This is a genomic window from Pseudomonas sp. AM8, assembly GCF_036346475.1.
GTDB lineage: Bacteria > Pseudomonadota > Gammaproteobacteria > Pseudomonadales > Pseudomonadaceae > Aquipseudomonas > Aquipseudomonas marginalis.
On sequence record NZ_JAOTNX010000001.1, the window covers coordinates 413,583 to 432,887 of the forward strand.

19 protein-coding genes are annotated in these 19,305 nt (G+C 60.8%); 8 read left to right on the forward strand and 11 right to left on the reverse strand.

Annotated elements, in window-relative coordinates; translation table 11 throughout:
- The first annotated feature begins 8 nt into the window (after positions 1-8).
- From dapE to V3W40_RS01985, 3 genes are read left to right on the forward strand one after another with little or no spacing between them, the layout of a single operon-like run.
- On the forward strand, positions 9-1,160 hold the full coding sequence (gene dapE, locus V3W40_RS01975; RefSeq protein ID WP_027604490.1) for a succinyl-diaminopimelate desuccinylase: 1,152 nt from the start codon (positions 9-11) through the stop codon (positions 1,158-1,160).
- Positions 1,160-1,969: a putative RNA methyltransferase gene (locus V3W40_RS01980; RefSeq protein ID WP_065948850.1), complete on the forward strand. Its 810-nt coding sequence runs from the start codon at positions 1,160-1,162 to the stop codon at positions 1,967-1,969. The genes dapE and V3W40_RS01980 overlap by 1 nt, the downstream gene beginning before the upstream one ends.
- Before the next feature lie 54 nt (positions 1,970-2,023).
- A complete protein-coding gene (locus tag V3W40_RS01985) occupies positions 2,024-2,401 on the forward strand; it encodes a hypothetical protein (protein ID WP_065926469.1) in 378 nt (125 codons plus the stop codon).
- A gap of 63 nt (positions 2,402-2,464) precedes the next feature.
- Here the strand turns inward: V3W40_RS01985 and V3W40_RS01990 are convergent, their stop codons facing one another.
- Positions 2,465-2,674 carry a cold shock domain-containing protein gene (locus tag V3W40_RS01990; RefSeq protein WP_017529713.1) on the reverse strand — a complete coding sequence of 70 codons (210 nt, stop codon included), beginning with the start codon at positions 2,672-2,674 and terminating at the stop codon, positions 2,465-2,467.
- A 180-nt stretch (positions 2,675-2,854) separates the two neighbouring features.
- On the opposite strand from V3W40_RS01990, the gene plsB reads away from it, so the two are divergent.
- Genes plsB through V3W40_RS02005 form a run of 3 tightly spaced genes read left to right on the forward strand, consistent with a single transcriptional unit; the run spans position 2,855 to position 6,524 of the window.
- Positions 2,855-5,359 carry a glycerol-3-phosphate 1-O-acyltransferase PlsB gene (gene plsB, locus V3W40_RS01995; RefSeq protein WP_330214329.1) on the forward strand — a complete coding sequence of 835 codons (2,505 nt, stop codon included), beginning with the start codon at positions 2,855-2,857 and terminating at the stop codon, positions 5,357-5,359.
- A 51-nt stretch (positions 5,360-5,410) separates the two neighbouring features.
- On the forward strand, positions 5,411-5,812 hold the full coding sequence (locus V3W40_RS02000) for a YbaY family lipoprotein (RefSeq protein WP_027604494.1): 402 nt from the start codon (positions 5,411-5,413) through the stop codon (positions 5,810-5,812).
- Between the two features lie 22 nt (positions 5,813-5,834).
- On the forward strand, positions 5,835-6,524 hold the full coding sequence (locus V3W40_RS02005; RefSeq protein WP_330214330.1) for a DUF4197 domain-containing protein: 690 nt from the start codon (positions 5,835-5,837) through the stop codon (positions 6,522-6,524).
- Positions 6,525-6,572: 48 nt separating this feature from the next.
- Here the strand turns inward: V3W40_RS02005 and V3W40_RS02010 are convergent, their stop codons facing one another.
- The 4 genes from V3W40_RS02010 to V3W40_RS02025 form a co-directional block, all read right to left on the reverse strand.
- Positions 6,573-7,937, reverse strand: a complete 1,365-nt coding sequence (locus V3W40_RS02010) for a Fic family protein (RefSeq protein WP_065949012.1) — start codon at positions 7,935-7,937, stop codon at positions 6,573-6,575.
- Between the two features lie 92 nt (positions 7,938-8,029).
- The gene (locus V3W40_RS02015) at positions 8,030-8,623 is read right to left on the reverse strand and encodes a LysE family translocator (protein WP_065926473.1); all 594 of its coding nucleotides are present in this window, start codon (positions 8,621-8,623) and stop codon (positions 8,030-8,032) included.
- Positions 8,624-9,234: 611 nt separating this feature from the next.
- Positions 9,235-12,297: an efflux RND transporter permease subunit gene (locus V3W40_RS02020; RefSeq protein WP_330214331.1), complete on the reverse strand. Its 3,063-nt coding sequence runs from the start codon at positions 12,295-12,297 to the stop codon at positions 9,235-9,237.
- Between the two features lie 6 nt (positions 12,298-12,303).
- Positions 12,304-13,404, reverse strand: coding sequence for an efflux RND transporter periplasmic adaptor subunit (locus V3W40_RS02025; RefSeq protein ID WP_092487588.1), 1,101 nt, complete (start codon positions 13,402-13,404; stop codon positions 12,304-12,306).
- 93 nt (positions 13,405-13,497) lie between these two features.
- Between V3W40_RS02025 and V3W40_RS02030 the strand changes: the two genes are divergently transcribed.
- Positions 13,498-14,151: a TetR/AcrR family transcriptional regulator gene (locus tag V3W40_RS02030; RefSeq protein ID WP_065926476.1), complete on the forward strand. Its 654-nt coding sequence runs from the start codon at positions 13,498-13,500 to the stop codon at positions 14,149-14,151.
- Positions 14,152-14,209: 58 nt separating this feature from the next.
- Here the strand turns inward: V3W40_RS02030 and V3W40_RS02035 are convergent, their stop codons facing one another.
- Positions 14,210-14,992 (reverse strand): class I SAM-dependent methyltransferase, encoded by a 783-nt coding sequence (locus tag V3W40_RS02035; protein ID WP_065926477.1) that lies wholly within the window; start codon positions 14,990-14,992, stop codon positions 14,210-14,212.
- A gap of 96 nt (positions 14,993-15,088) precedes the next feature.
- Between V3W40_RS02035 and V3W40_RS02040 the strand changes: the two genes are divergently transcribed.
- Entirely contained in the window at positions 15,089-15,709 is a 621-nt protein-coding gene (locus tag V3W40_RS02040; RefSeq protein WP_065926478.1) for an energy transducer TonB, read from the forward strand.
- Here V3W40_RS02040 and V3W40_RS02045 read toward each other — a convergent pair.
- The 5 genes from V3W40_RS02045 to tsaB all read right to left on the reverse strand — a co-directional run bounded on the left by V3W40_RS02045 (position 15,706) and on the right by tsaB (position 19,260).
- On the reverse strand, positions 15,706-16,404 hold the full coding sequence (locus V3W40_RS02045; RefSeq protein ID WP_330214332.1) for an extensin-like domain-containing protein: 699 nt from the start codon (positions 16,402-16,404) through the stop codon (positions 15,706-15,708). The genes V3W40_RS02040 and V3W40_RS02045 overlap by 4 nt on opposite strands.
- Positions 16,405-16,407: 3 nt before the next feature.
- On the reverse strand, positions 16,408-17,235 hold the full coding sequence (locus V3W40_RS02050; protein WP_330214333.1) for an isocitrate lyase/PEP mutase family protein: 828 nt from the start codon (positions 17,233-17,235) through the stop codon (positions 16,408-16,410).
- A 27-nt stretch (positions 17,236-17,262) separates the two neighbouring features.
- On the reverse strand, positions 17,263-18,123 hold the full coding sequence (locus V3W40_RS02055) for a DUF72 domain-containing protein (protein ID WP_330214334.1): 861 nt from the start codon (positions 18,121-18,123) through the stop codon (positions 17,263-17,265).
- Positions 18,123-18,413 (reverse strand): hypothetical protein, encoded by a 291-nt coding sequence (locus tag V3W40_RS02060; RefSeq protein ID WP_065926482.1) that lies wholly within the window; start codon positions 18,411-18,413, stop codon positions 18,123-18,125. Before V3W40_RS02060 ends, V3W40_RS02055 begins: the two co-directional genes overlap by 1 nt.
- A gap of 160 nt (positions 18,414-18,573) precedes the next feature.
- The gene (gene tsaB, locus V3W40_RS02065) at positions 18,574-19,260 is read right to left on the reverse strand and encodes a tRNA (adenosine(37)-N6)-threonylcarbamoyltransferase complex dimerization subunit type 1 TsaB (RefSeq protein WP_065926483.1); all 687 of its coding nucleotides are present in this window, start codon (positions 19,258-19,260) and stop codon (positions 18,574-18,576) included.
- Between the last annotated feature and the right edge of the window lie 45 nt (positions 19,261-19,305).

Sequence of the window (19,305 nt, forward strand, 5' to 3'; positions counted from 1 at the left end):
GTTTTCCCATGACGGCCCATGCCGACCTTTCGCCGACCCTTCAACTTGCCATCGACCTGATCCGTCGCCCCTCGGTCACGCCGATCGACGCCGATTGCCAGAAGCTGATGATGCAGCGCCTGGGCGACGCCGGTTTTGCGCTGGAGCCGATGCGCATCGAGGACGTGGACAACTTCTGGGCAACCCATGGCAAGCACGATGGTCCGGTGCTGTGCTTCGCCGGCCACACCGACGTGGTTCCCACCGGTCCGGTGCAAGCCTGGCAGAACGACCCGTTCGACGCATTGATCGACGAAAACGGCATGCTCTGCGGGCGTGGCGCGGCCGACATGAAGGGCAGCCTGGCCGCCATGCTGGTGGCGGCCGAGCGCTTCGTCAGCGACTACCCGGACCACAAGGGCTCGGTCGCGTTCCTGATCACCAGCGATGAGGAAGGCCCGGCGCACCATGGCACCAAGGCCGTGATCGAACGCCTGGCCGCGCGCAAGGAGCGCCTGGACTGGTGCATCGTCGGCGAACCGTCGAGCACCACCCTGGTGGGTGACGTGGTCAAGAACGGCCGTCGCGGCTCCCTCGGTGCCACCCTGACCGTGCGCGGCGTACAGGGCCATGTGGCCTACCCGCACCTGGCGAAGAACCCGATCCACCTGGCCGCGCCGGCCCTGGCCGAACTGGCCGCCGAGCACTGGGACAACGGCAACGCCTTCTTCCCGCCGACCAGCTTCCAGATTTCCAACCTCAACTCTGGCACCGGCGCCACCAACGTGATTCCGGGTGACCTGACGGCGGTGTTCAACTTCCGTTTTTCCACCGAATCCACTGTCGAAGGCCTGCAACAGCGCGTTGCGGCGATTCTCGACAAGCATGGCCTGGACTGGCATGTGGAGTGGGCGCTGTCGGGCCTGCCGTTCCTCACCGAGCCGGGCGCGTTGCTCGATGCGGTGTCGGCCAGCATCAAGGCGATCACCGGGCGTGAGACCCAGGCCTCCACCAGTGGCGGTACCTCCGATGGGCGCTTCATCGCGACCCTTGGCACCCAGGTGGTCGAGTTGGGCCCGGTGAACGCGACAATCCACCAGGTCAACGAGCGGATCCTGGCCAGCGACCTCGACGTGCTGACCGAAATCTATTACCAGACCCTGATCAAGTTGCTCGCCTGATGCTGGCCTGCCCGATTTGCAGCGCCCCGCTCAACGCGGTGGACAATGGCGTGGCGTGCCCGGCCGGGCACCGTTTCGACCGCGCGCGCCAGGGTTACCTGAACCTGCTGCCGGTGCAGCACAAGAACAGCCGCGACCCGGGCGACAACCTGGCCATGGTCGAGGCGCGCCGTGACTTTCTCAACGCCGGGCACTACGCCCCGGTGGCCAAGCGCCTGGCCGAGCTGGCCGCCGAACGCGCACCTCAGCGCTGGGTGGACATCGGTTGCGGCGAGGGTTACTACACCGCGCAAATCGCCGCAGCCCTGCCCCATGCCGATGGCTACGCGCTGGACATTTCCAAGGAAGCGGTCAAGCGCGCGTGCAAACGCGACCCGGCGCTGACCTGGTTGATCGCCAGCATGGCCCGCGTGCCGTTGGCCGACGCCAGCTGCCAGTTCCTCGCCAGTGTGTTCAGCCCGTTGGATTGGCAAGAGGCCAGGCGCCTGCTCAGTCCCGGCGGCGGCCTGATGAAGGTCGGCCCGACCAGCGGCCACCTTATGGAACTGCGCGAGCGCCTGTACGACCAAGTGCGCGAGTACACCGACGACAAGCACCTGGCCCTGGTGCCGGACGGCATGAGCCTGGCCCACAGTGAAACCCTGGAATTCACCTTGAGCCTGGCCGAGCCCCGGGACCGCGCCAACCTGCTGGCCATGACCCCTCACGGCTGGCGCGCCAGTGCCGAGCGCCGTGCCGAGGTGATCGAGGCGGCCGAGCCGCTGCTGGTCACGGTGTCGATGCGCTACGATTATTTCGTGCTTCAATAACCGACTTTTAACCATCCGCGAATGGATTTTCGAATCCCGCAACGAGGAATATCCATGCGCCAACCCGATATCGAGATTTACCTGAAGGACGCCGACGTCGACTACAAAGCCATCGCCGCCTGGCTGGGCGCTGCCCTGGGCCCTTGCAGCGACTGGGTCCAACGTGGCCAGACCTACAAGTGCAAGGCCGGCAATGTGCCCGTCACCTGGCTGCCGAAAGCCGTAGGCAAGTGGAACAGCCTGTACCTGGAAAGTGACCAGACACCGTGGGAAGACGACATTGCCTGTGCCCGCGCTGCGTTTGCTGCGCTGAATGTTGAAGTACGTTGCGCACCGGGTAGCTGGATCGAGGAAGAAGGTGAGGAAAGCGCCGACACCTGGATCCGCATCAGCGCGGACGGTGAAGAGCAGATCACCTGGAAAACAGCTTAAAAAGCAGCTTCAAGCTGCAAGCTGCAAGTCATAGCGCTTGCAGCTTGTAGCTTGCCGCTCGGCCTACAGGCCGACCACATCCTCCGCCTGCAACCCCTTCTCGCCGCTTACCACGGCGTATTCCACCTGCTGGCCCTCGGCCAACGAACGGTGGCCGTCGCCGCGAATGGCGCGGTAGTGCACAAACACATCCTTGCCATCTTCACGCTGGATAAAGCCATAGCCCTTGGCGTCGTTGAACCACTTCACATTGCCTGTCTCGCGCGTTGCCATCTGTTCACTCCCACTTGATTGTTATTGTTGAGCCGATCGCGTTGAACTGCCGAGTATAAGACAGGCTCAAAAACGATCAACTCAAGTTTACATCGCTGCTTTTTTGCCGATTTTCGGCGAATACGGCACACTACCCGCCCGAGCGCCTGCTCGGTTTTTCCCACTTGAAGCAGCTCGCCTATGACCCGCTCCCCGTTCCGCCGTCTGGTGTTTGGCACCTTGCGCCGACTGTTGTACCTCTGGGTTCGCTCGGAGACGATCAACCAGTCGTCCCTTACCCTCAACCTGGACCGCAGCCGGCCGGTGTTTTACGTCCTGCAATCGCCCTCCCTCACCGAATTGGCCGTGGTCGATGCCGAGTGCACCAAGGCCGGCCTGCCGCGCCCGGTACTGCCGGTATCGGTAGGCCCGCTGATGGAACCCGCGGCGTTCTTCTACCTCACGCCCGAGCCGGACTGGCTGGGGCGCCAGGACAAGCGCGGCGCGCCGCCGACCCTGACCCGCCTGGTCAACACCCTCAGCGAACACGCCGAAGAGAATGCACAAATCATTCCGGTCAGCGTGTTCTGGGGACAAACCCCTGCGAGCGAGTCCAGCCCGTGGAAACTGCTGTTTGCCGACAGCTGGGCGGTCACTGGGCGTCTACGCCGGTTGTTGAGCATCCTGATCCTGGGGCGCAAGACCCGCGTGCAATTCTCCGCGCCCATCAACCTGCGTGAATTGATCGAGCACAATAAAGGCCACGAACGCACCGTGCGCATGGCCCAACGTATCCTGCGCGTGCACTTTCGTAACCTGAAGACGGCGGTGATCGGCCCCGATTTGTCCCACCGGCGCAATCTGGTGAAAGGCCTGGTCAACATGCCATTGGTGCGCCAGGCCATCCTTGACGAAGCCGAACGGGAAAAAATCAGCCCGGAAAAAGCCAAGGCCCTGGCCCTGCGCTACGGCAACGAGATCGCCTCGGACTACACCTACACCGCGATCCGCTTCCTGGAAGTGGTGTTGAGCTGGTTCTGGAACAAGATCTACGACGGCATCAAGGTCAATAACATCGAGGGCGTGCAACAGGTTGCCCAGGGCTACGAGGTAATTTATGTGCCTTGCCACCGCAGCCATATCGACTACCTGCTGCTGTCCTACCTGCTGTTCAAGAACGGCCTGACCCCGCCGCATATCGCCGCCGGCATCAACCTGAACATGCCGGTAATCGGCAGCCTGTTGCGCCGTGGCGGTGCGTTTTTCATGCGCCGCACCTTCAAGGGCAACCCGCTGTACACCTCGGTGTTCAACGAATACCTGCACACCTTGTTCACCAAGGGCTTCCCGGTGGAGTACTTCGTCGAAGGCGGGCGCTCACGCACCGGGCGCATGCTGCAGCCGAAGACCGGGATGCTGGCGATTACGCTGCGCAGTTTCCTGCGCTCCTCGCGCATGCCGATCGTGTTCGTGCCGGTGTATATCGGCTATGAGCGCGTGCTCGAAGGCCGCACCTACCTCGGCGAGCTGCGGGGTGCGAGCAAGAAGAAAGAGTCGATCTTCGATATTTTCAAAGTGGTCGGCGCGCTCAAGCAGCGCTTTGGCCAGGTCGCGGTCAACTTCGGCGAGCCGATCAAGCTGGCGGAGTTCCTCGACGCCGAGCAACCGGACTGGCGCGCCCAGGAACTGGGCCCGAACTACAAACCGGCCTGGCTCAACGAAACCACCAATCGCCTCGGCGAACAGGTGGCCCGCCACTTGAACGAAGCGGCCGCCGTGAACCCGGTGAACCTGGTGGCCCTGGCGCTGCTGTCGACCACGCGCCTGGCCCTGGATGAACAGGCCATGGCCCGCCAGTTGGACCTGTACCTGGCGCTGCTGCGCCGCGTGCCTTATTCGCCCCACACCACTTTGCCCGAAGGCGACGGCCTGGCGCTGATCAAGCACGTCAAGGACATGGACCTGCTGTCGGAACAGAGCGATGCCTTGGGCAAGATTCTGTACCTGGACGAGCAGAACGCCGTCCTGATGACCTACTACCGCAACAACGTACTGCACATCTTCGCCCTGCCGGCGCTGCTGGCCAGCTTCTTCCAGAGCAGCTCGCGGATGAGCCGCGAGCAGATCCTGCGCTATACCCACGCGCTGTACCCGTACCTGCAATCGGAGCTGTTTATCCGCTGGTCGCTGGAAGAGTTGGATACGGTGGTCGATCAATGGCTGGACGCGTTCGTCGAACAAGGCCTGCTGCGCTTCGAAAACAATGTGTTCCTGCGCCCGGCACCAAGCTCGCGACACTTCGTACTGCTGACCCTGCTGTCCAAGACCATCGCCCAGACCCTGCAACGCTTCTACATGGCGATCTCGCTGCTGCTCAACAGCGGCCAGAACAGCATCAGCGCCGAAGAACTGGAAGACCTGTGCACGATCATGGCCCAGCGCCTGTCGATCCTGCATGGCCTCAACGCCCCGGAGTTCTTCGACAAGAGCCTTTTCCGACATTTCATCCAGACCTTGCTGGAACAAGATGTGCTGCGTCGCGACGAGGCCGGCAAGTTGAGCTACCACGACCTGCTCGGCGAACTGGCCGAAGGCGCGGCCAAGCGCGTGTTGCCCGCGGAGATTCGCCTGTCGATCCGCCAGGTGGCCCTGCACCGTGTGGATGGCGCAGCCGAAGCGCCGGTGGAAGCGGAAGAAACACGCTAGATTGAACAAGGCGCCAGTTGGATGCTGGCGCCGTTGAAAAGGAGCTGCACCATGAAAAAGATCATTCTCCTGGGCCTCACCGCCCTGCTCGGAGCCTGCCAATCCATGCATCCAGCGCCCAAGGCCAGCCTCGACGGCGAGGTGTTCTACCTGCAACGCATTGCCCTGCCGCCCGCCGCCACCTTGAGCGTGAGCCTGCAGGACGTGTCCCTGGCGGATGCGCCTGCGGTGACGTTGGCCGAGCAGAAAGGCCCGGTCAAAGGCCAGGTGCCGCTGCCGTTTCACCTGACCTACGACCCCGCACAGGTCAAGCCAGGCCACAGTTATTCGGTGAGCGCTCGCATCGAGCTGGATGGCAAGCTACTGTTTATCACCACCGAACGGCACACGGTGCAGCTCAACGGCCAGGATCCACAGCCGCTGCGCGTGCGCGTGAACGCCGTAGCACCCTGAACTCGAACATAAGGACGCTCCCATGCTCCGCAACTCCCTTCGCCTCACTGCCCTGTGTGCCGGCCTGCTGTTCGGCGCCAATGCCATGGCCCTGGACCTCAGTAGCCTGTCCCAGGGCGACGCCAGCGGCGGCCTCAAGGACGCCCTGACCCAAGGCGCACAGATCGCCGTGAAACAACTGGGTGTACCCGGTGGTTTCAGCAACAACCCTGAAGTGAAGATCGGCCTGCCGGGCAAGCTGGGCAAAGTCGCCGACAAGCTGAAAATGTTCGGCATGGGTGACCAGGTCACGCAGTTGGAAGACAGCATGAACAAAGCCGCTGAAACCGCCGTGACCCAGGCCCAGCCGATCCTGGTCAATGCGGTGAAAAACATGAGCATGACCGACGCCAAGGGCATCCTCAGCGGCGGCCAGGACTCCGCCACCCAATACCTGAATAAAAGCAGCCGCGAAGCCATCCGCGCCAAGTTCCTGCCGATCGTCAAGGCCGCTACCGACAAGGTGGGCGTGGCCCAGCAGTACAACGCCCTGGCAGGCAAGGCCGCCGCATTTGGCGCCGTGGATGCCAAGAGCGCCAACGTCGAAAGCTACGTGACCGAACAGGCGCTGGATGGTTTGTTCAAGATGATTGCGCAGCAGGAAGAGACGATTCGCAAGAACCCGGCGGCTGCGGCGACCAGCCTGGCGAAGAAGGTGTTTGGCGCCTTGTAATAGCTGTGATGCCCACGTTTCAGCGAGACGTGGGCATTGGGAAGCCGCTCAATGAGAAGCCTTTAACCAGTTCTTTTGTATTTCTGCTTGATCTCGCATTGAAAAGAACCATTCGCGGCCAACCTTCTTTTTGACAAATATATTCAAGTCGACTAGACCGTTCAGCACGGCCGATGCCGTATTGTAAGAACAGCCTAGATTTTCCTTCACATTGACGGCTGTGAACTGTTTGGCGGTACCGCTCTTGGCGACCTGAAATACCGTCTTTTGTTTCTCATTCAGTTCCTTATAAAGTCCTGACTCCCATAACCAACGCTCAAACGCCTCGGCCTCTCGGACACTTATCTCGTAAGACTGCTTAAATCCATCAACTGCGCGTTGCACGATGGAGCACTGATAGTCGATGAAGTAAGTCAGATCGAGTTCATCCGTCTCCGTATACAGATAAGACATACCGTATTGAACAGCCGCATTCTTCAGCAAGACACTGATGGAGATATACCTGAATGCCGCGTAATCGCTTTTAAACATGAACCAATAAAACAACGCACGCGCAACACGACCATTGCCATCCCGAAAGGGATGCTCGTAACCCAAGGCAAAGTGCAGAGAAATGCCTTTGATCAGTGGATGCAGGTAGCGGGTGGCCGTAGCATCGTCGTGACAAGTATTGATCCAATCAGCCAACCGCTCCAGCCGAGTGATGATCCCTTCTGCGGGAGGTGGCGAATGCACAACATTGCCATCACCATCCTGGACAACCACCTCATCGTTTAAACGAAAGCTGCCAGGAGAATATTTATCATCGTCAATGCCCTGAACACCTACTTCGTGCATGTCCGCGATCAACTCCACACTTAGCGGCTCGTTTCTCTTATCCCAAGCGAAACGCATCATTCGGTAATTGCCGATGATCATTTTTTCATCTGGCGTTCTGGGCAGTCGCTCTCGCTTCAACATATCTTTTGCAACGAGCGTCGTGGTTGCCGCGCCCTCCAACTGGCTGCTACTGATGGCCTCATCTTCAATCAGGTCGTTGAGCAAATACTTTATATGAGCAGCCTTCCCGACCTTGCTGCTCATGTACTCAAGTGCGGCAGTCGAGGCATATCTGTCGACCGTGGAGACCACGCGTTGTGCGGTTGGCGTTAATACAAAGTTGCACCAGACCTCAGGCGTACCTACGGGCACTATTTTCTGATACAGACGGGAGCGCTCGTACTTTACGATCCCCCAGCATATCGCTTGATCCAAGTGCTGAGGAAAACGGTGGCGTAGCTGATCAAAGTGCAAATAGCGGCCCCGACTGTCTGTTGGCTGAGACAGCTTCATATAGTCAGATAGATGTTGAAGATGGGGCTCCTGGCCAATGAGAACAAAAACCCGTTCCGGCACCTTGGGTGGCAGTTTAATCATCAAAATCTCAATTTTTGATTTCTGAGACTTGAGTACAGCAGAAAACCCCACCTATCTCAATAACCACGAAAATTGAGACATGCCTTTCTTCAATGCAGTACCGACTCAGCCAATCGCCCCACCGTCAACGTTGCAAAGCCCCCCAAGGCCAGCGCCGTCGCACGGTTGATCTTCAAGGGTGTCAGCCAGGCTTTTTGCAGCCCTTCGAAGCGACTGCCGAATACGATCCACGCAGACCCTACCGGTATCACCACCAATGCCAGTGTGGCCATGAACCCGGCATAGCCTTGCCATGCGGCAAAGGTGCCGGCCGGCGCAATAAACGACACGATCAACAGCCCCTTGGGGTTCATCAGTGTCAACCAGAAAAAACTCCACCCACTGAGGCGGTCACGGCCAGGGTCGACGGTGCTGTTTTTGCGTTGCCAGAGCTTGTACGAGACATACAGCAGGTATCCGGCCGCCGCCAATTGCGTGAACTTCGACGCCCAAGGCGAATAGGCCGCCAGGTAGAGCAGTGCAACACCCCATATCGAAACCTGAAGCACGTAAGCCAGGCACTCGACAAATGCCAACCACCAGGACGCACGATAGCCAAACAATACGCCGGCACGAAACAGCAAGGTATTGGTGGGACCGGGGGCAAGCAGTAGCAACATCAGGGCTGGAATGCAGGCGAACATGCAGGTTTTCCTCAAGAGTGACGACCCAAAGTCGTTCCCCCCATCGAAACTGACGCGTCAACATGGATGGCCCGGCGACAGTGGCCATCATCAAACTCGCGAAGTCTACTGCAAGTACCCGCAAGATGCCCTCACCGGGAGGGCATGCAGATTCGTTCCAGCGGTTAAACCAGACAACTACAGGAAAGCGCCCACGACAAAAGTCGTCGTTGTTGCCACGCCATAACCAATACTCATGGGCGGCTCGGCCGAACGCATTGAACAAGGGAGTGGCCTCGCGGGACTGGGCTCAGGCCAGCAAGGGCTAGGCGGTTTTGCGTAGCAAGGCCGGGGCGGCGGCGGGCAAGGTCGGGGTGGCGGCTCTTGCGGGCAAGGACCGCTTACCGGGGGTCTTTGAGGCATCGACAGCGCAGAAAAAAAGCACTTGAAGGGGCAAAAAAACATAAAGTATTCCTTAAGTCCAAAGAGATGAGTCCATTTACCGTTGTCGTCAACAACTGACATCGACAAATCCATACCTGTGATCAGGTAGTCTCTAAGTGGCAGGAATGCAGGAAGCGTTCCCGGCTCCCGCCACCCGTTTCGACACTCAAATATTGGCCCTTACCCCTCTATGCCGCCTTCCGAACCTTGAACCACGCCGCGTAGAGCGCCGGCAAGAACAACAGGGTCAACGCCGTCGCCACGATCAAGCCACCCATGATCGCCACTGCCATCGGCCCGAAGAACACGCTGCGTGACAGCGGGATCATCGCCAGCACCGCCGCCAGGGCGGTCAGCACAATCGGGCGGAAACGCCGTACGGTGGCTTCGATAATTGCCTGCCACGGCGCCAGCCCGGCCTTGATGTCCTGTTCGATCTGGTCCACCAGGATCACCGAGTTGCGCATGATCATCCCAGACAACGCGATGGTCCCGAGCATGGCCACGAAGCCGAAGGGCTGGCGGAACACCAGCAGGAACAGCGTCACGCCAATCAGGCCCAACGGCGCGGTCAGAAACACCATCGCCGTGCGTGAGAAGCTGCGCAATTGCAGCATCAGCAAGGTCAGCACCACCACGATAAACAGCGGCACGCCGGCCTTCACCGAGTTCTGCCCGCGGGCGGAGTCTTCGACGGTGCCACCGACTTCCAGCAGGTAGCCATCCGGCAATTCGGCGCGCACACCCTCAAGGGTTGGCAGGATTTGCTGGACCAACGTTGCCGGTTGTTCCTTGCCGTAGATATCGGCGCGCACGGTCACCGTCGGCAAGCGGTTGCGGTGCCAGATAATGCCCTCTTCAAAGCCGTATTCGAGGGTGGCGATCTGCGACAGGGCCACGCTTTTACCGTTGTCGGTCGGTACCGCCAGGCTGGGCAGCAGCGACAACTCGGTGCGCTCGTGGACGGTGCCGCGCAGGAGAATTTCGATCAACTCGTTGTCCTCCCGATATTGACTGACGCTGGAACCGGTCAGTGAGCTTTGCAGGAATTTCGACAGGTTGGCGGTACTGACACCGAGGGCGCGGGCGCGGTCCTGGTCGATATTGAGGTAGACGATCTTGCTCGGCTCTTCCCAGTCCAGGTGCACATTGACCACATGGGTATTTTCGCGAACCTTGGCCGCGACTTTCCGCGCAAGGGCGCGGACTTCCTCGATGTGTTCGCCGGTTACGCGAAACTGCACCGGATAGCCCACGGGAGGGCCATTTTCCAGGCGGGTAACGCGTGAGCGCAGGTCGGGGAATTGTTCGTTGAGGGTTTCGATCAGCCAGGTGCGCAGGCTTTCGCGGCCCTCGATGGTCTTAGCCAACACCACGAACTGCGCAAAACTGGCCGCTGGCAGTTGCTGGTCCAGTGGCAGGTAGAAACGCGGCGAACCGGTGCCGACGTAGGCCACATAGTTATCAATGCCGGCGTGTTCCTTGAGCAAGGCTTCCAGGCGCTTGACCTGGTCGGCGGTGTTGCTCAGGGAAGCGCCTTCGGCCAGTTTCAGGTCGACCATCAGCTCCAGGCGGCCTGAGGCCGGGAAGAACTGTTGCGGCACAAAGCGAAACAACGCCACCGAGCCGATAAACAGCAGCAACGTCAGGACAATCACGGTTTTGCGCCGACGCACGCACCACTCCACCAAACGTCTTACACGTTGGTAGAACGGCGTGCCGTAGGGATCCGGGCCATCGATGCCATGTTTGGCCGCGTGAATCTTCGCCAGGTCCGGCAGGAGTTTCTCCCCTAGGTACGGCACAAACACCACGGCGGCGATCCATGAGGCGAGCAACGCGATCGTCACCACCTGGAAGATCGAGCGTGTGTATTCACCTGTGCTCGACTGCGCGGTGGCAATCGGCAGGAAGCCGGCCGCCGTGATCAGCGTGCCGGTGAGCATCGGGAAGGCGGTGCTGGTCCAGGCAAAACTGGCCGCCTTGAGCCGGTCGTAGCCCTGCTCCATTTTGATTGCCATCATTTCCACGGCAATGATCGCATCATCCACCAGCAAGCCAAGGGCCAGCACCAACGCACCGAGGGAAATCTTGTGCAGGCCGATGCCGAGGTAATACATGGTGGCAAAGGTCATCGCCAGCACCAGCGGAATCGCCAGTGCTACGACCATGCCAGTGCGTATGCCGAGGGAGAAGAAACTCACCAGCAAGACAATCGCCAATGCCTCGGCCAACACCTGCACGAATTCGCCGACACCGGTTTTCACCGCTGCCGGTTGGTCTGACACCTTGCGCAGCTCCATGCCCGCCGGAAGGTTCTTTTGCAAGCGTGCGAATTCGCCTTCGAGAGCCTTGCCCAGCACCAGGATGTCGCCACCGTCGCGCATGGCCACGGCCAGTCCGATAGCATCCGCCCCCATGTAACGCATGCGCGGCGCCGGTGGATCGTTGAAGCCGCGGTGAATATCGGCAACATCACCGATGCGGAAGGTTCGATCAGCGACACGAATAGGAAAGTCGCGGATTTCTTCCACCGTCTTGAAATTACCCGACACGCGCAGTTGCACGCGCTCGCTCGGGGTTTCAAAGAAGCCGGCAGTGGAGACCGCGTTCTGCTCCTGCAACGCCTGCTGCACAGCGGCCAACGGCAGGCCAAGGGTGGCGAGCTTGAGATTGGACAGCTCGATCCAGATCTTCTCATCCTGTAGGCCAAGTAACTCGACCTTGCCCACATCCGCCACCCGTTGCAGCTGAATCTGGATGCGGTCGGCGTAGTCCTTGAGTACGGCATAGTCGAAGCCGTCGCCGGTCAGGGCGTAGATATTGCCGAAGGTGGTACCGAACTCGTCGTTGAAAAACGGCCCCTGGATATCCGGCGGCAAGGTCTGCCGGATGTCGCTGATCTTCTTGCGCACCTGGTACCACAACTCAGGAATCTGCACAGAGTGCATGGAGTCGCGCGCAATGAAGGTGACGGTGGACTCGCCCGGGCGAGAGAAAGAGACAATGCGCTCGTATTCGCCGGTCTCCATCAGTTTTTTCTCGATACGCTCGGTGACCTGGCGCGAGACTTCCTGGGCCGTAGCGCCGGGCCAGTTGGTCTTGATCACCATGGCCTTGAAGGTAAACGGTGGATCTTCGCTTTGCCCCAGTTTGGTATAGGACAAAGTACCGACCACAGCCAGCAGGATCATCAGGAACAGTACAATCTGGCGGTTACGCAACGACCATTCGGAAAGATTGAAAGCCATCGGGGACTACTCCTTGGCCGCCAGGTTCACTATACGGTTGGAGCCATCCACCGCGCGCACTTGCTGGCCCTCGTGGAGCACATGCACGCCTGCTGCGACCACCCAGTCGTTGGGGGTCAAGCCTTCCAGCACCGGCACGGTTTTTTCGCCAAAGGCGCCGATGCGTACCGGCGTGCGCTTGAGGGTGTTGTCCGGCTGTACACGCCAGACGTAGGACGCACCGTTCTCCGCACTCAGGGCAGACAGCGGTACCGACAGCGGAACAACGCCGTCGGCCTGTATGAATACGCGAGCGCTTTGCCCCAGTTCCGCCGGGACTTTGCCGCCGGTGAAGGCAACGCGAGCGGCGAAGGTGCGTGATTTTGGATCAGCCGCAGGCGACAGTTCACGGATGCGCCCGGTGAAACGCTGGCCCGGCTGGCTCCACAATTCCACCGCGACCGGTTGACCGATCTTGAAGCGACCAAACCCTTGTTCGGGCAGGCTGATGAGCACTTCGCGCTCGCCATCGGTGGCCAGGGTGAACACGGTCTGGCCCGCGGAGACCACTTGGCCGACTTCCACCGCGCGCTTGGCGACAACGCCATCCTGCGGGGCGCGCAATACGGCGTAACCGGCCTGGTTACTGGCCACGTCGAACTCGGCCTTGATCTGCTTGAGGCGCGCTTCACCGGAACGGTAGAGGTTTTCGGAATTGTCGTACTGGGAACGGCTGACCATCTGACGGTCCATCAGGGTCTTGTAGCGATCACGCTCAGCGCGTACCAGGCGCAGGTTGGCCTCGGCAGCGGCGACCTGGGCACGGGCGGCCTCCAGTTGCAGGCGCACATCCTGAGGGTCAAGTTCCGCCAGCGCCTGGTTGGTCTTGACCCGCTCGCCCTCCTCCACCAGACGCTTGCTGACTTTGCCACCGATGCGAAAGGCCAGGTCCGGCTCATAGCGCGCGCGTACTTCACCGGGGTAGCTGTCCGTCGACTGCGCCGAGGGTTGCGGCTGCACCACCATGGCCGGGCGGACGGTGGTCTGGACCGCTTCTTCATGGCCGCAGGCGGCCAACAGGAAGACCAGGCAGACAGGCAACGCAAAGGGCAGGAAAGTGCTGCGCATGCTGAAGGACCTTTCGCAAATGGAGCTAGGAATAATTATACTTTCCGGTATGTTATTAATACCAAACTCGCCAGTCCAGTATTAAAGGTAGAAATGTCCGACAATCGTGTAAGCACCAATAGCCCCGGGCGTCCCAAGGACATGGCAAAACGCCAGGCTATCCTCTCGGCAGCGAAAATCCTGTTCTTGAGCAACGGCTACGCCAACACCAGCATGGATGCCGTGGCCCTTGAGGCCGGCGTATCGAAACTGACCGTCTACAGCCACTTCACCGACAAAGAAACCTTGTTCACCGCCGCCGTGGTGGCCAAGTGCGAGGAACAGTTGCCGGTGATGTACTTCGAACTGCCCGAAGGCATGCCGGTGGAAACGGTATTGTTGAATATCGCCCGGGGGTTCCATCGACTGATCAACAGTGAAGAGTCGGTTAACCTGCATCGCCTGATGATGACCACCGGCAATCAGGACGTGAAACTCTCACAGATCTTCTTCGAAGCCGGGCCCATGCGCATGCTCCAGGGCATGGAGCGCCTGCTCGGCAAGATCGACCAGAGCGGCGCGCTGAGCATCGACAGACCGCTTACGGCAGCCGAGCACTTCTTCTGCCTGCTCAAGGGCACCGCGAACTTCTGCCTGCTGTATGGCTGCGGCGGGCAACTGAGTGAGGAAGCCGCCGAAGCCCATGTGCAGGAGGTGGTGGGGTTGTTTATGCGGGCCTATAGGAGAGATGCGGCTGCAAGTGGTTAGCTGCAAGCAGCAAGTGAAAAGCGCTTTTGCTTGCAGCTTGTGGCTTGTGGCTTGTGGCTTAAGACTTGAGCGCTTTCTTGGGATAAATGTCATACCGGCTGGACTTGCCATCCAGCGCATGGCTCGGCTTGGGCCCTTCGATGCAGGGCGCCTTGCGCGGGCGCTTGACCACCACGCGGTGGCTGGCCAGGGCCAGGGCGGCGGCCAGCAGGGCCGGTGCATCCGGATCATCGCCCACCAGTGGCCGGAACAAGCGCATTTCTTTCTTCACCAGGGCGGTTTTCTCACGGTGGGGGAACATCGGGTCGAGGTAGATCACCTGGGGTGGCTCCCCTTGCCAATTGAGCATCACGTCAATGGAGTTGCCCTTGAGCAGCTTCATGCGCGCCACGATGGGCGCTACGTCAAAATCCTGCGTAGCGCGCGCCAGGCCATCCTCGAGCAAGGCACCGATCAGCGGTTGGCGCTCGATCAGGCTCATCTCGCAGCCCAGGCTGGCCAGCACGAACGCGTCCTTGCCCAGACCGGCCGTGGCGTCCAGCACACGGGGACGCACGCCTTGGGCAATGCCCACGGCCTTGGCGATCATCTGTCCGCTGCCGCCGCCATACAGCCGACGGTGAGCCGCGCCGCCTTCGACGAAGTCCACCCGCACCGGTCCCGGCGCGTCAGGTCCAAGCTGCTGCAGTTGCAGGCCGTGTTCCCCCACTTGCAGGGAAAAATCCGCATCCGCGAGCTGTAAAGGCAAGCCGAGCTGTGCAGCCCACTGCTCGGCCCGGGCCTGGAAACCTTCGCCCAAGGCCTCGACCTGGATGCGGCTGGCCGCTGGTTGTTCGCTCATCAATCGCTACGCTCAAAAATATTAAGGATCGGCAAACAACGGCCGATAAAAACAACAGTCAGGTATTTTGCCAGAGCTGAGCGTCGACCGAGAAAAATGTCAGACATTCTCCCCCTAACCATCGGTGTACTGCCGACCCATAACCACTACGGCCTGCGCAATACTCAAGCGCTGGCCGGGGTGAGCCATGTGTGGCAGGACTTCTTCGCCCGGGCGCTGGCCGAGCAGCTCGGTGAAACGCCGGACGCGCTCGCCGCCAAGGCGCCGGCACCGGCGGACCCGACGGTAGAGCCCAGCGCCGGTGCCGACCTGTTGTCGCAGATCCTCACGCAGCGTGAGTGCGACGTCAAAGACACCGAGATTGCGCCACCTGAACCACTGTTCCTGCCTATCGCCGAATTCGAAACCGAGTTGCTGCCACCGGCCGCCACGCCATTCCCACAGGAAGAAATCGTCGCGCAGCAGCGCCAGCAGAATTTCGAAAGCGCTTGGGTTCGCCCGATCGTCCTCACGGCCGGCCAGCCATTGCCTGAGCCCGGCCCGGCGCCGGAACCACGCCCTCTGCACTTGCCGATTGCCGAGTTCGAACTGGACCTGTTGCCACCACCCGCCACGCCTTACCCAACCGAAGAACTGCTGGCGCAACAGAAGGCGCTGGACTTCGACTACCACTGGGCACGCCCACTGATCACCCACAACCTGCGCCTGGCGGCCTAGCGACACACCCACCAACGCCCCATGTCCAGATGGAAATGGTTGCGGTGCGCGGCGTTGTAGTCCGGGCTCAACACCACATTGAAATCATCACAGGCGCCATCGCGCACCTGGCGCAGGAACCGCGCGCTGTCGCCCTCCCCGGACCAATCCTTGAGCACGCTGATACTGCGCCCATCCGCCAGGCGAAACCCGGCGATATCCAAGGCATTGGCCGACGCATGCTGGCTGAGCCGCCCTTCGGCACGGTTATACATGTTGCGACAGGCAAAGCTGCCCAGGTGATCGACCCGTGTCACCGCCTGGCCGAACACCGCCTGGGCTGCCGGTTGCAGGCTGTGACGCTCGAACAGGGCGAACGCCACGGCCAACGGGCAGCTGGCGAGAAAGCTGCTGCTTAATGCCACGTCTGCCCCCTGCACGCGCAAGGTATTGCGCAGAGGACAGGCAGCGTCGGCGGGCGTGTCAGCCTGATGGCTGACACGCAAACCAGAGGTTTTCAGCACTTGGTCGCACAGCACAGGGTCATCCTGCAGGCGCCCCAGCTTGTAGCGGGTCAACAGGTTAGGGCTGGACCTCACGTCCAGCGGCGACCAGGGGTTCCATTCTGCCGGCAATGGTAGCCAGCCACGCCATACACCCACGACAAATGCACCACCAAGCACCAGCAGAGCACCCAGCAGTTTGAAAAAACGCACGGCTCAGTCCTTGAAGAACTGATTGGCCTGGCTGAAGGGCATCGAGCGCTCGGTAAAGCTGAAGGTGCCCAGCTCATAGACTTCCTGGGCCGCTCGGTAGAATTCACCATAGGCCGCCAGTGCCATGGCCGAGCCCACGCTGATGCGCTTTACCCCCATCGCGCTCAATTGCGCCACGCTGAGTTTCAGGCCGCCGGACATCAACACGTTCACCGGCTTTGGCGCCACGGCCTTGACCACCGCCAGCACGTCCTCAGCACTGCGCAGGCCCGGCGCATAGAGCACGTCGGCGCCGGCTTCGGCGTAGGCCTGCAGGCGGCGAATAGTGTCGGGCAGATCCAGGCGACCATGCAGGAGGTTTTCCGCGCGGGCCGTCAGTGTGAAGGGGAATGGCAAGCTGCGGGCAGCGGCGACGGCGGCTTCCACGCGCTCTACGGAAAGGTCGAAGGGATAGATCGGGTCGACGGCAACGCCGGTGGCATCTTCGATAGAGCCCCCCACGATACCGCTGGCCGCCGCCCGCAAGATGGTTTCGGCACAGCCTTCAGGGGTATCGCTGAAGCCGTTTTCCAGGTCGGCCGCCACCGGCAGCGCGGTGGCCTTGGCGATCATGGCGGCATTGAGCAACGTGTCTTCAAGGGACAACGCGCCTTCCGCGTCCGGGCGCCCCAGGCTGAACGCATAACCCGCACTGGTCGTGGCAAGGGCTTCAGAGCCAAGGCTGGTGAGCATCACCGCGGAGCCGGCATCCCAAGGGTTAGGCATCACGAAGGCGCGGTCGCGCTCATGCAGGGACTTGAAGGTTTCGGCGCGAAGGGCTTGGGCATCCATGACTGACTCCTGGCGGGAAAAGGAGCCCTAGAGTAACCCCAGTTGTTCCGCTTCGGGTTGCCGATCCAACGTCGGCAGCGCCGGAAGGCCGGGCAGGCGCAGCATCAACTTGGCGTGGAAACGCAGGGCCAGTTGTGCGGCCAGGCGGTTGTCCGAGGTGTGCAGGAACACGTAGGGTGTGCGGCCTTCTTCGATCCAACCCGCGATTTTTTCCACCCACGGCACCAGGAACGGGTCATTGGCCTCAAGCTCCGGATGACCGATAAAACGCACTTGGGGAAACTGGGTCAGCGCTGCCGGACGGGGTGGCACCTTGGGCTTTTTCGATTGTGCGTGCAGTACCGCCGCCGAGGTCGACGTGCAACTGAACAACGCGCGCGGGTCGAGACAGATGCGCTCGACACCGCGATCACGCAACAAACGGTTGAGCGTGCGCTCGGCATCGCCCTTGGCGAAGAACTCAGGGTGGCGTACTTCCACCGCCATCGGGCGTTCCAGGCCATCGATAAAACCGGCCAGTTCAGCCAGGCGTTGCGGCGAAAAACTCGCCGACAGTTGCAGCCACAGCGGCGAAACACGTTCACCGAGCGGGCTCATCAAACCGACAAAACTTTCCGCGGCCGGCAATTGCTCGCGCAAGTCGCCACCGTGACTGATGTCACCGGGGAATTTGGCAGTGAAGCGAAAATCGTCGGGCATGATGTCGACCCAGCGCTGCACGGTAGCGGCCGAGGGGCGAGCGTAGAACGTGGTATTGCCCTCAACGGCGTTGAAGACCTGGGAATAAAGGGCAAGGTAATCGCTGGAGCGGGCGTCGACTGGGTACAGGTACTCGCGCCAGGCGTTTTCACTCCAGGACGGGCAGCCGAGGTAGTAAGGCAGGCGCATCAGATGTGGATGTCGAGACCCAGCACTTCCATATCCCATTCGACAAATCCGGCGGTGGTCAGGTAGCTGGCCAGGGCGGTGGCAACGCTTTTGCTCATGGAGCGCGGGAAGACCATGTCTTGCTGACGGGCGGGAACGCCGCTGATGCGGGCTTGTGAACTGGCCTGCGCATCGGATTGGACCTCAATGAAGTCCGGCGAATCCTCGACGGAGTCGTCCACCGTGGCGTTTGCCTTACGCGGCTTGCGCTTGATCGGGTACGACTGTGAGGAAAATCCATCTATACGCATAGGCGCGAACTCGCTATCAGTAATGGCATTTTGGCAGCACTGTCCGTCGCGCGCAAATGCTCTGGTGATAACTAGAACACATAATTTGAAAAAGGTTTAAAAACCCGGGCAAATTCTGACGATTGGCGACTTTTGCCTCAAATTGCCATCATTTTTGGCGTCAAATAATCCCTCTTTCCGCCTTGGTCTGCGCGACTTTATCGCGCAGGTAAACCGGTGCGGCCTGATCCGCAGGAATAGCCTCGCCACGTTCGAACGCAAAGCGCGCCAGGGTCAGCAGGTCTTCGGCGTGAGGCAACAGGGTGGCGTCCTGGCCAGCGGGTTGAACGCCGATACGCTCGCCATAACCCCAACCGGTGCCAGCGCCGAACCAGTCACCGCTGGCATCGCCCGGCAATACCGCCGATTCCGGTGGCTGCACCGCTTCCACGCCGACAAGGCGCATTTCGCCAGCCGTTTCGCGGTAGCAACCCCAATACACTTCGTCCATACGCGCATCGATCGCCGCCGCCACCTGCTGGGCGCCGTGTTCGCGCAAGGCACGTTGGGCCAGTACGGCAAGGTTGGAGACCGGCAGCACCGGGCATTCCAACGCAAAGGCCAGGCCCTGGACCACGCCAATGGCGATGCGCACCCCGGTGAACGCTCCCGGGCCACGGCCAAAGGCGATGGCATCCACGGCCGACAGGGTGGTGCCCGCGTCTTCAAGCAGCTGCTTGATCATCGGCAACAGCTTCTGCGCGTGCAGGCGCGGGATCACCTCGTAGTGGCTTGTGACCTTGCCATCGTGCAGCAAGGCAACGGAGCAAGCTTCAGTCGCGGTGTCCAGGGCCAGCAGGGTGCTCATCGGTATGGGTGTCCAAGTCGAAAAAAAGTGCGCCAGTATAAACAA

Bases quoted from the DNA above. Each gene is read 5' to 3' on its own strand.
- dapE (WP_027604490.1), top strand. From the start codon at position 9: ATGACGGCCCATGCCGACCTTTCGCCGACCCTTCAACTTGCCATCGAC.
- V3W40_RS01980 (WP_065948850.1), top strand. From the start codon at position 1,160: ATGCTGGCCTGCCCGATTTGCAGCGCCCCGCTCAACGCGGTGGACAAT.
- V3W40_RS01985 (WP_065926469.1), top strand. From the start codon at position 2,024: ATGCGCCAACCCGATATCGAGATTTACCTGAAGGACGCCGACGTCGAC.
- V3W40_RS01990 (WP_017529713.1), bottom strand. From the start codon at position 2,674: ATGGCAACGCGCGAGACAGGCAATGTGAAGTGGTTCAACGACGCCAAG.
- plsB (WP_330214329.1), top strand. From the start codon at position 2,855: ATGACCCGCTCCCCGTTCCGCCGTCTGGTGTTTGGCACCTTGCGCCGA.
- V3W40_RS02000 (WP_027604494.1), top strand. From the start codon at position 5,411: ATGAAAAAGATCATTCTCCTGGGCCTCACCGCCCTGCTCGGAGCCTGC.
- V3W40_RS02005 (WP_330214330.1), top strand. From the start codon at position 5,835: ATGCTCCGCAACTCCCTTCGCCTCACTGCCCTGTGTGCCGGCCTGCTG.
- V3W40_RS02015 (WP_065926473.1), bottom strand. From the start codon at position 8,623: ATGTTCGCCTGCATTCCAGCCCTGATGTTGCTACTGCTTGCCCCCGGT.
- V3W40_RS02020 (WP_330214331.1), bottom strand. From the start codon at position 12,297: ATGGCTTTCAATCTTTCCGAATGGTCGTTGCGTAACCGCCAGATTGTA.
- V3W40_RS02025 (WP_092487588.1), bottom strand. From the start codon at position 13,404: ATGCGCAGCACTTTCCTGCCCTTTGCGTTGCCTGTCTGCCTGGTCTTC.
- V3W40_RS02030 (WP_065926476.1), top strand. From the start codon at position 13,498: ATGTCCGACAATCGTGTAAGCACCAATAGCCCCGGGCGTCCCAAGGAC.
- V3W40_RS02035 (WP_065926477.1), bottom strand. From the start codon at position 14,992: ATGAGCGAACAACCAGCGGCCAGCCGCATCCAGGTCGAGGCCTTGGGC.
- V3W40_RS02040 (WP_065926478.1), top strand. From the start codon at position 15,089: ATGTCAGACATTCTCCCCCTAACCATCGGTGTACTGCCGACCCATAAC.
- V3W40_RS02050 (WP_330214333.1), bottom strand. From the start codon at position 17,235: ATGGATGCCCAAGCCCTTCGCGCCGAAACCTTCAAGTCCCTGCATGAG.
- V3W40_RS02055 (WP_330214334.1), bottom strand. From the start codon at position 18,123: ATGCGCCTGCCTTACTACCTCGGCTGCCCGTCCTGGAGTGAAAACGCC.
- V3W40_RS02060 (WP_065926482.1), bottom strand. From the start codon at position 18,413: ATGCGTATAGATGGATTTTCCTCACAGTCGTACCCGATCAAGCGCAAG.
- tsaB (WP_065926483.1), bottom strand. From the start codon at position 19,260: ATGAGCACCCTGCTGGCCCTGGACACCGCGACTGAAGCTTGCTCCGTT.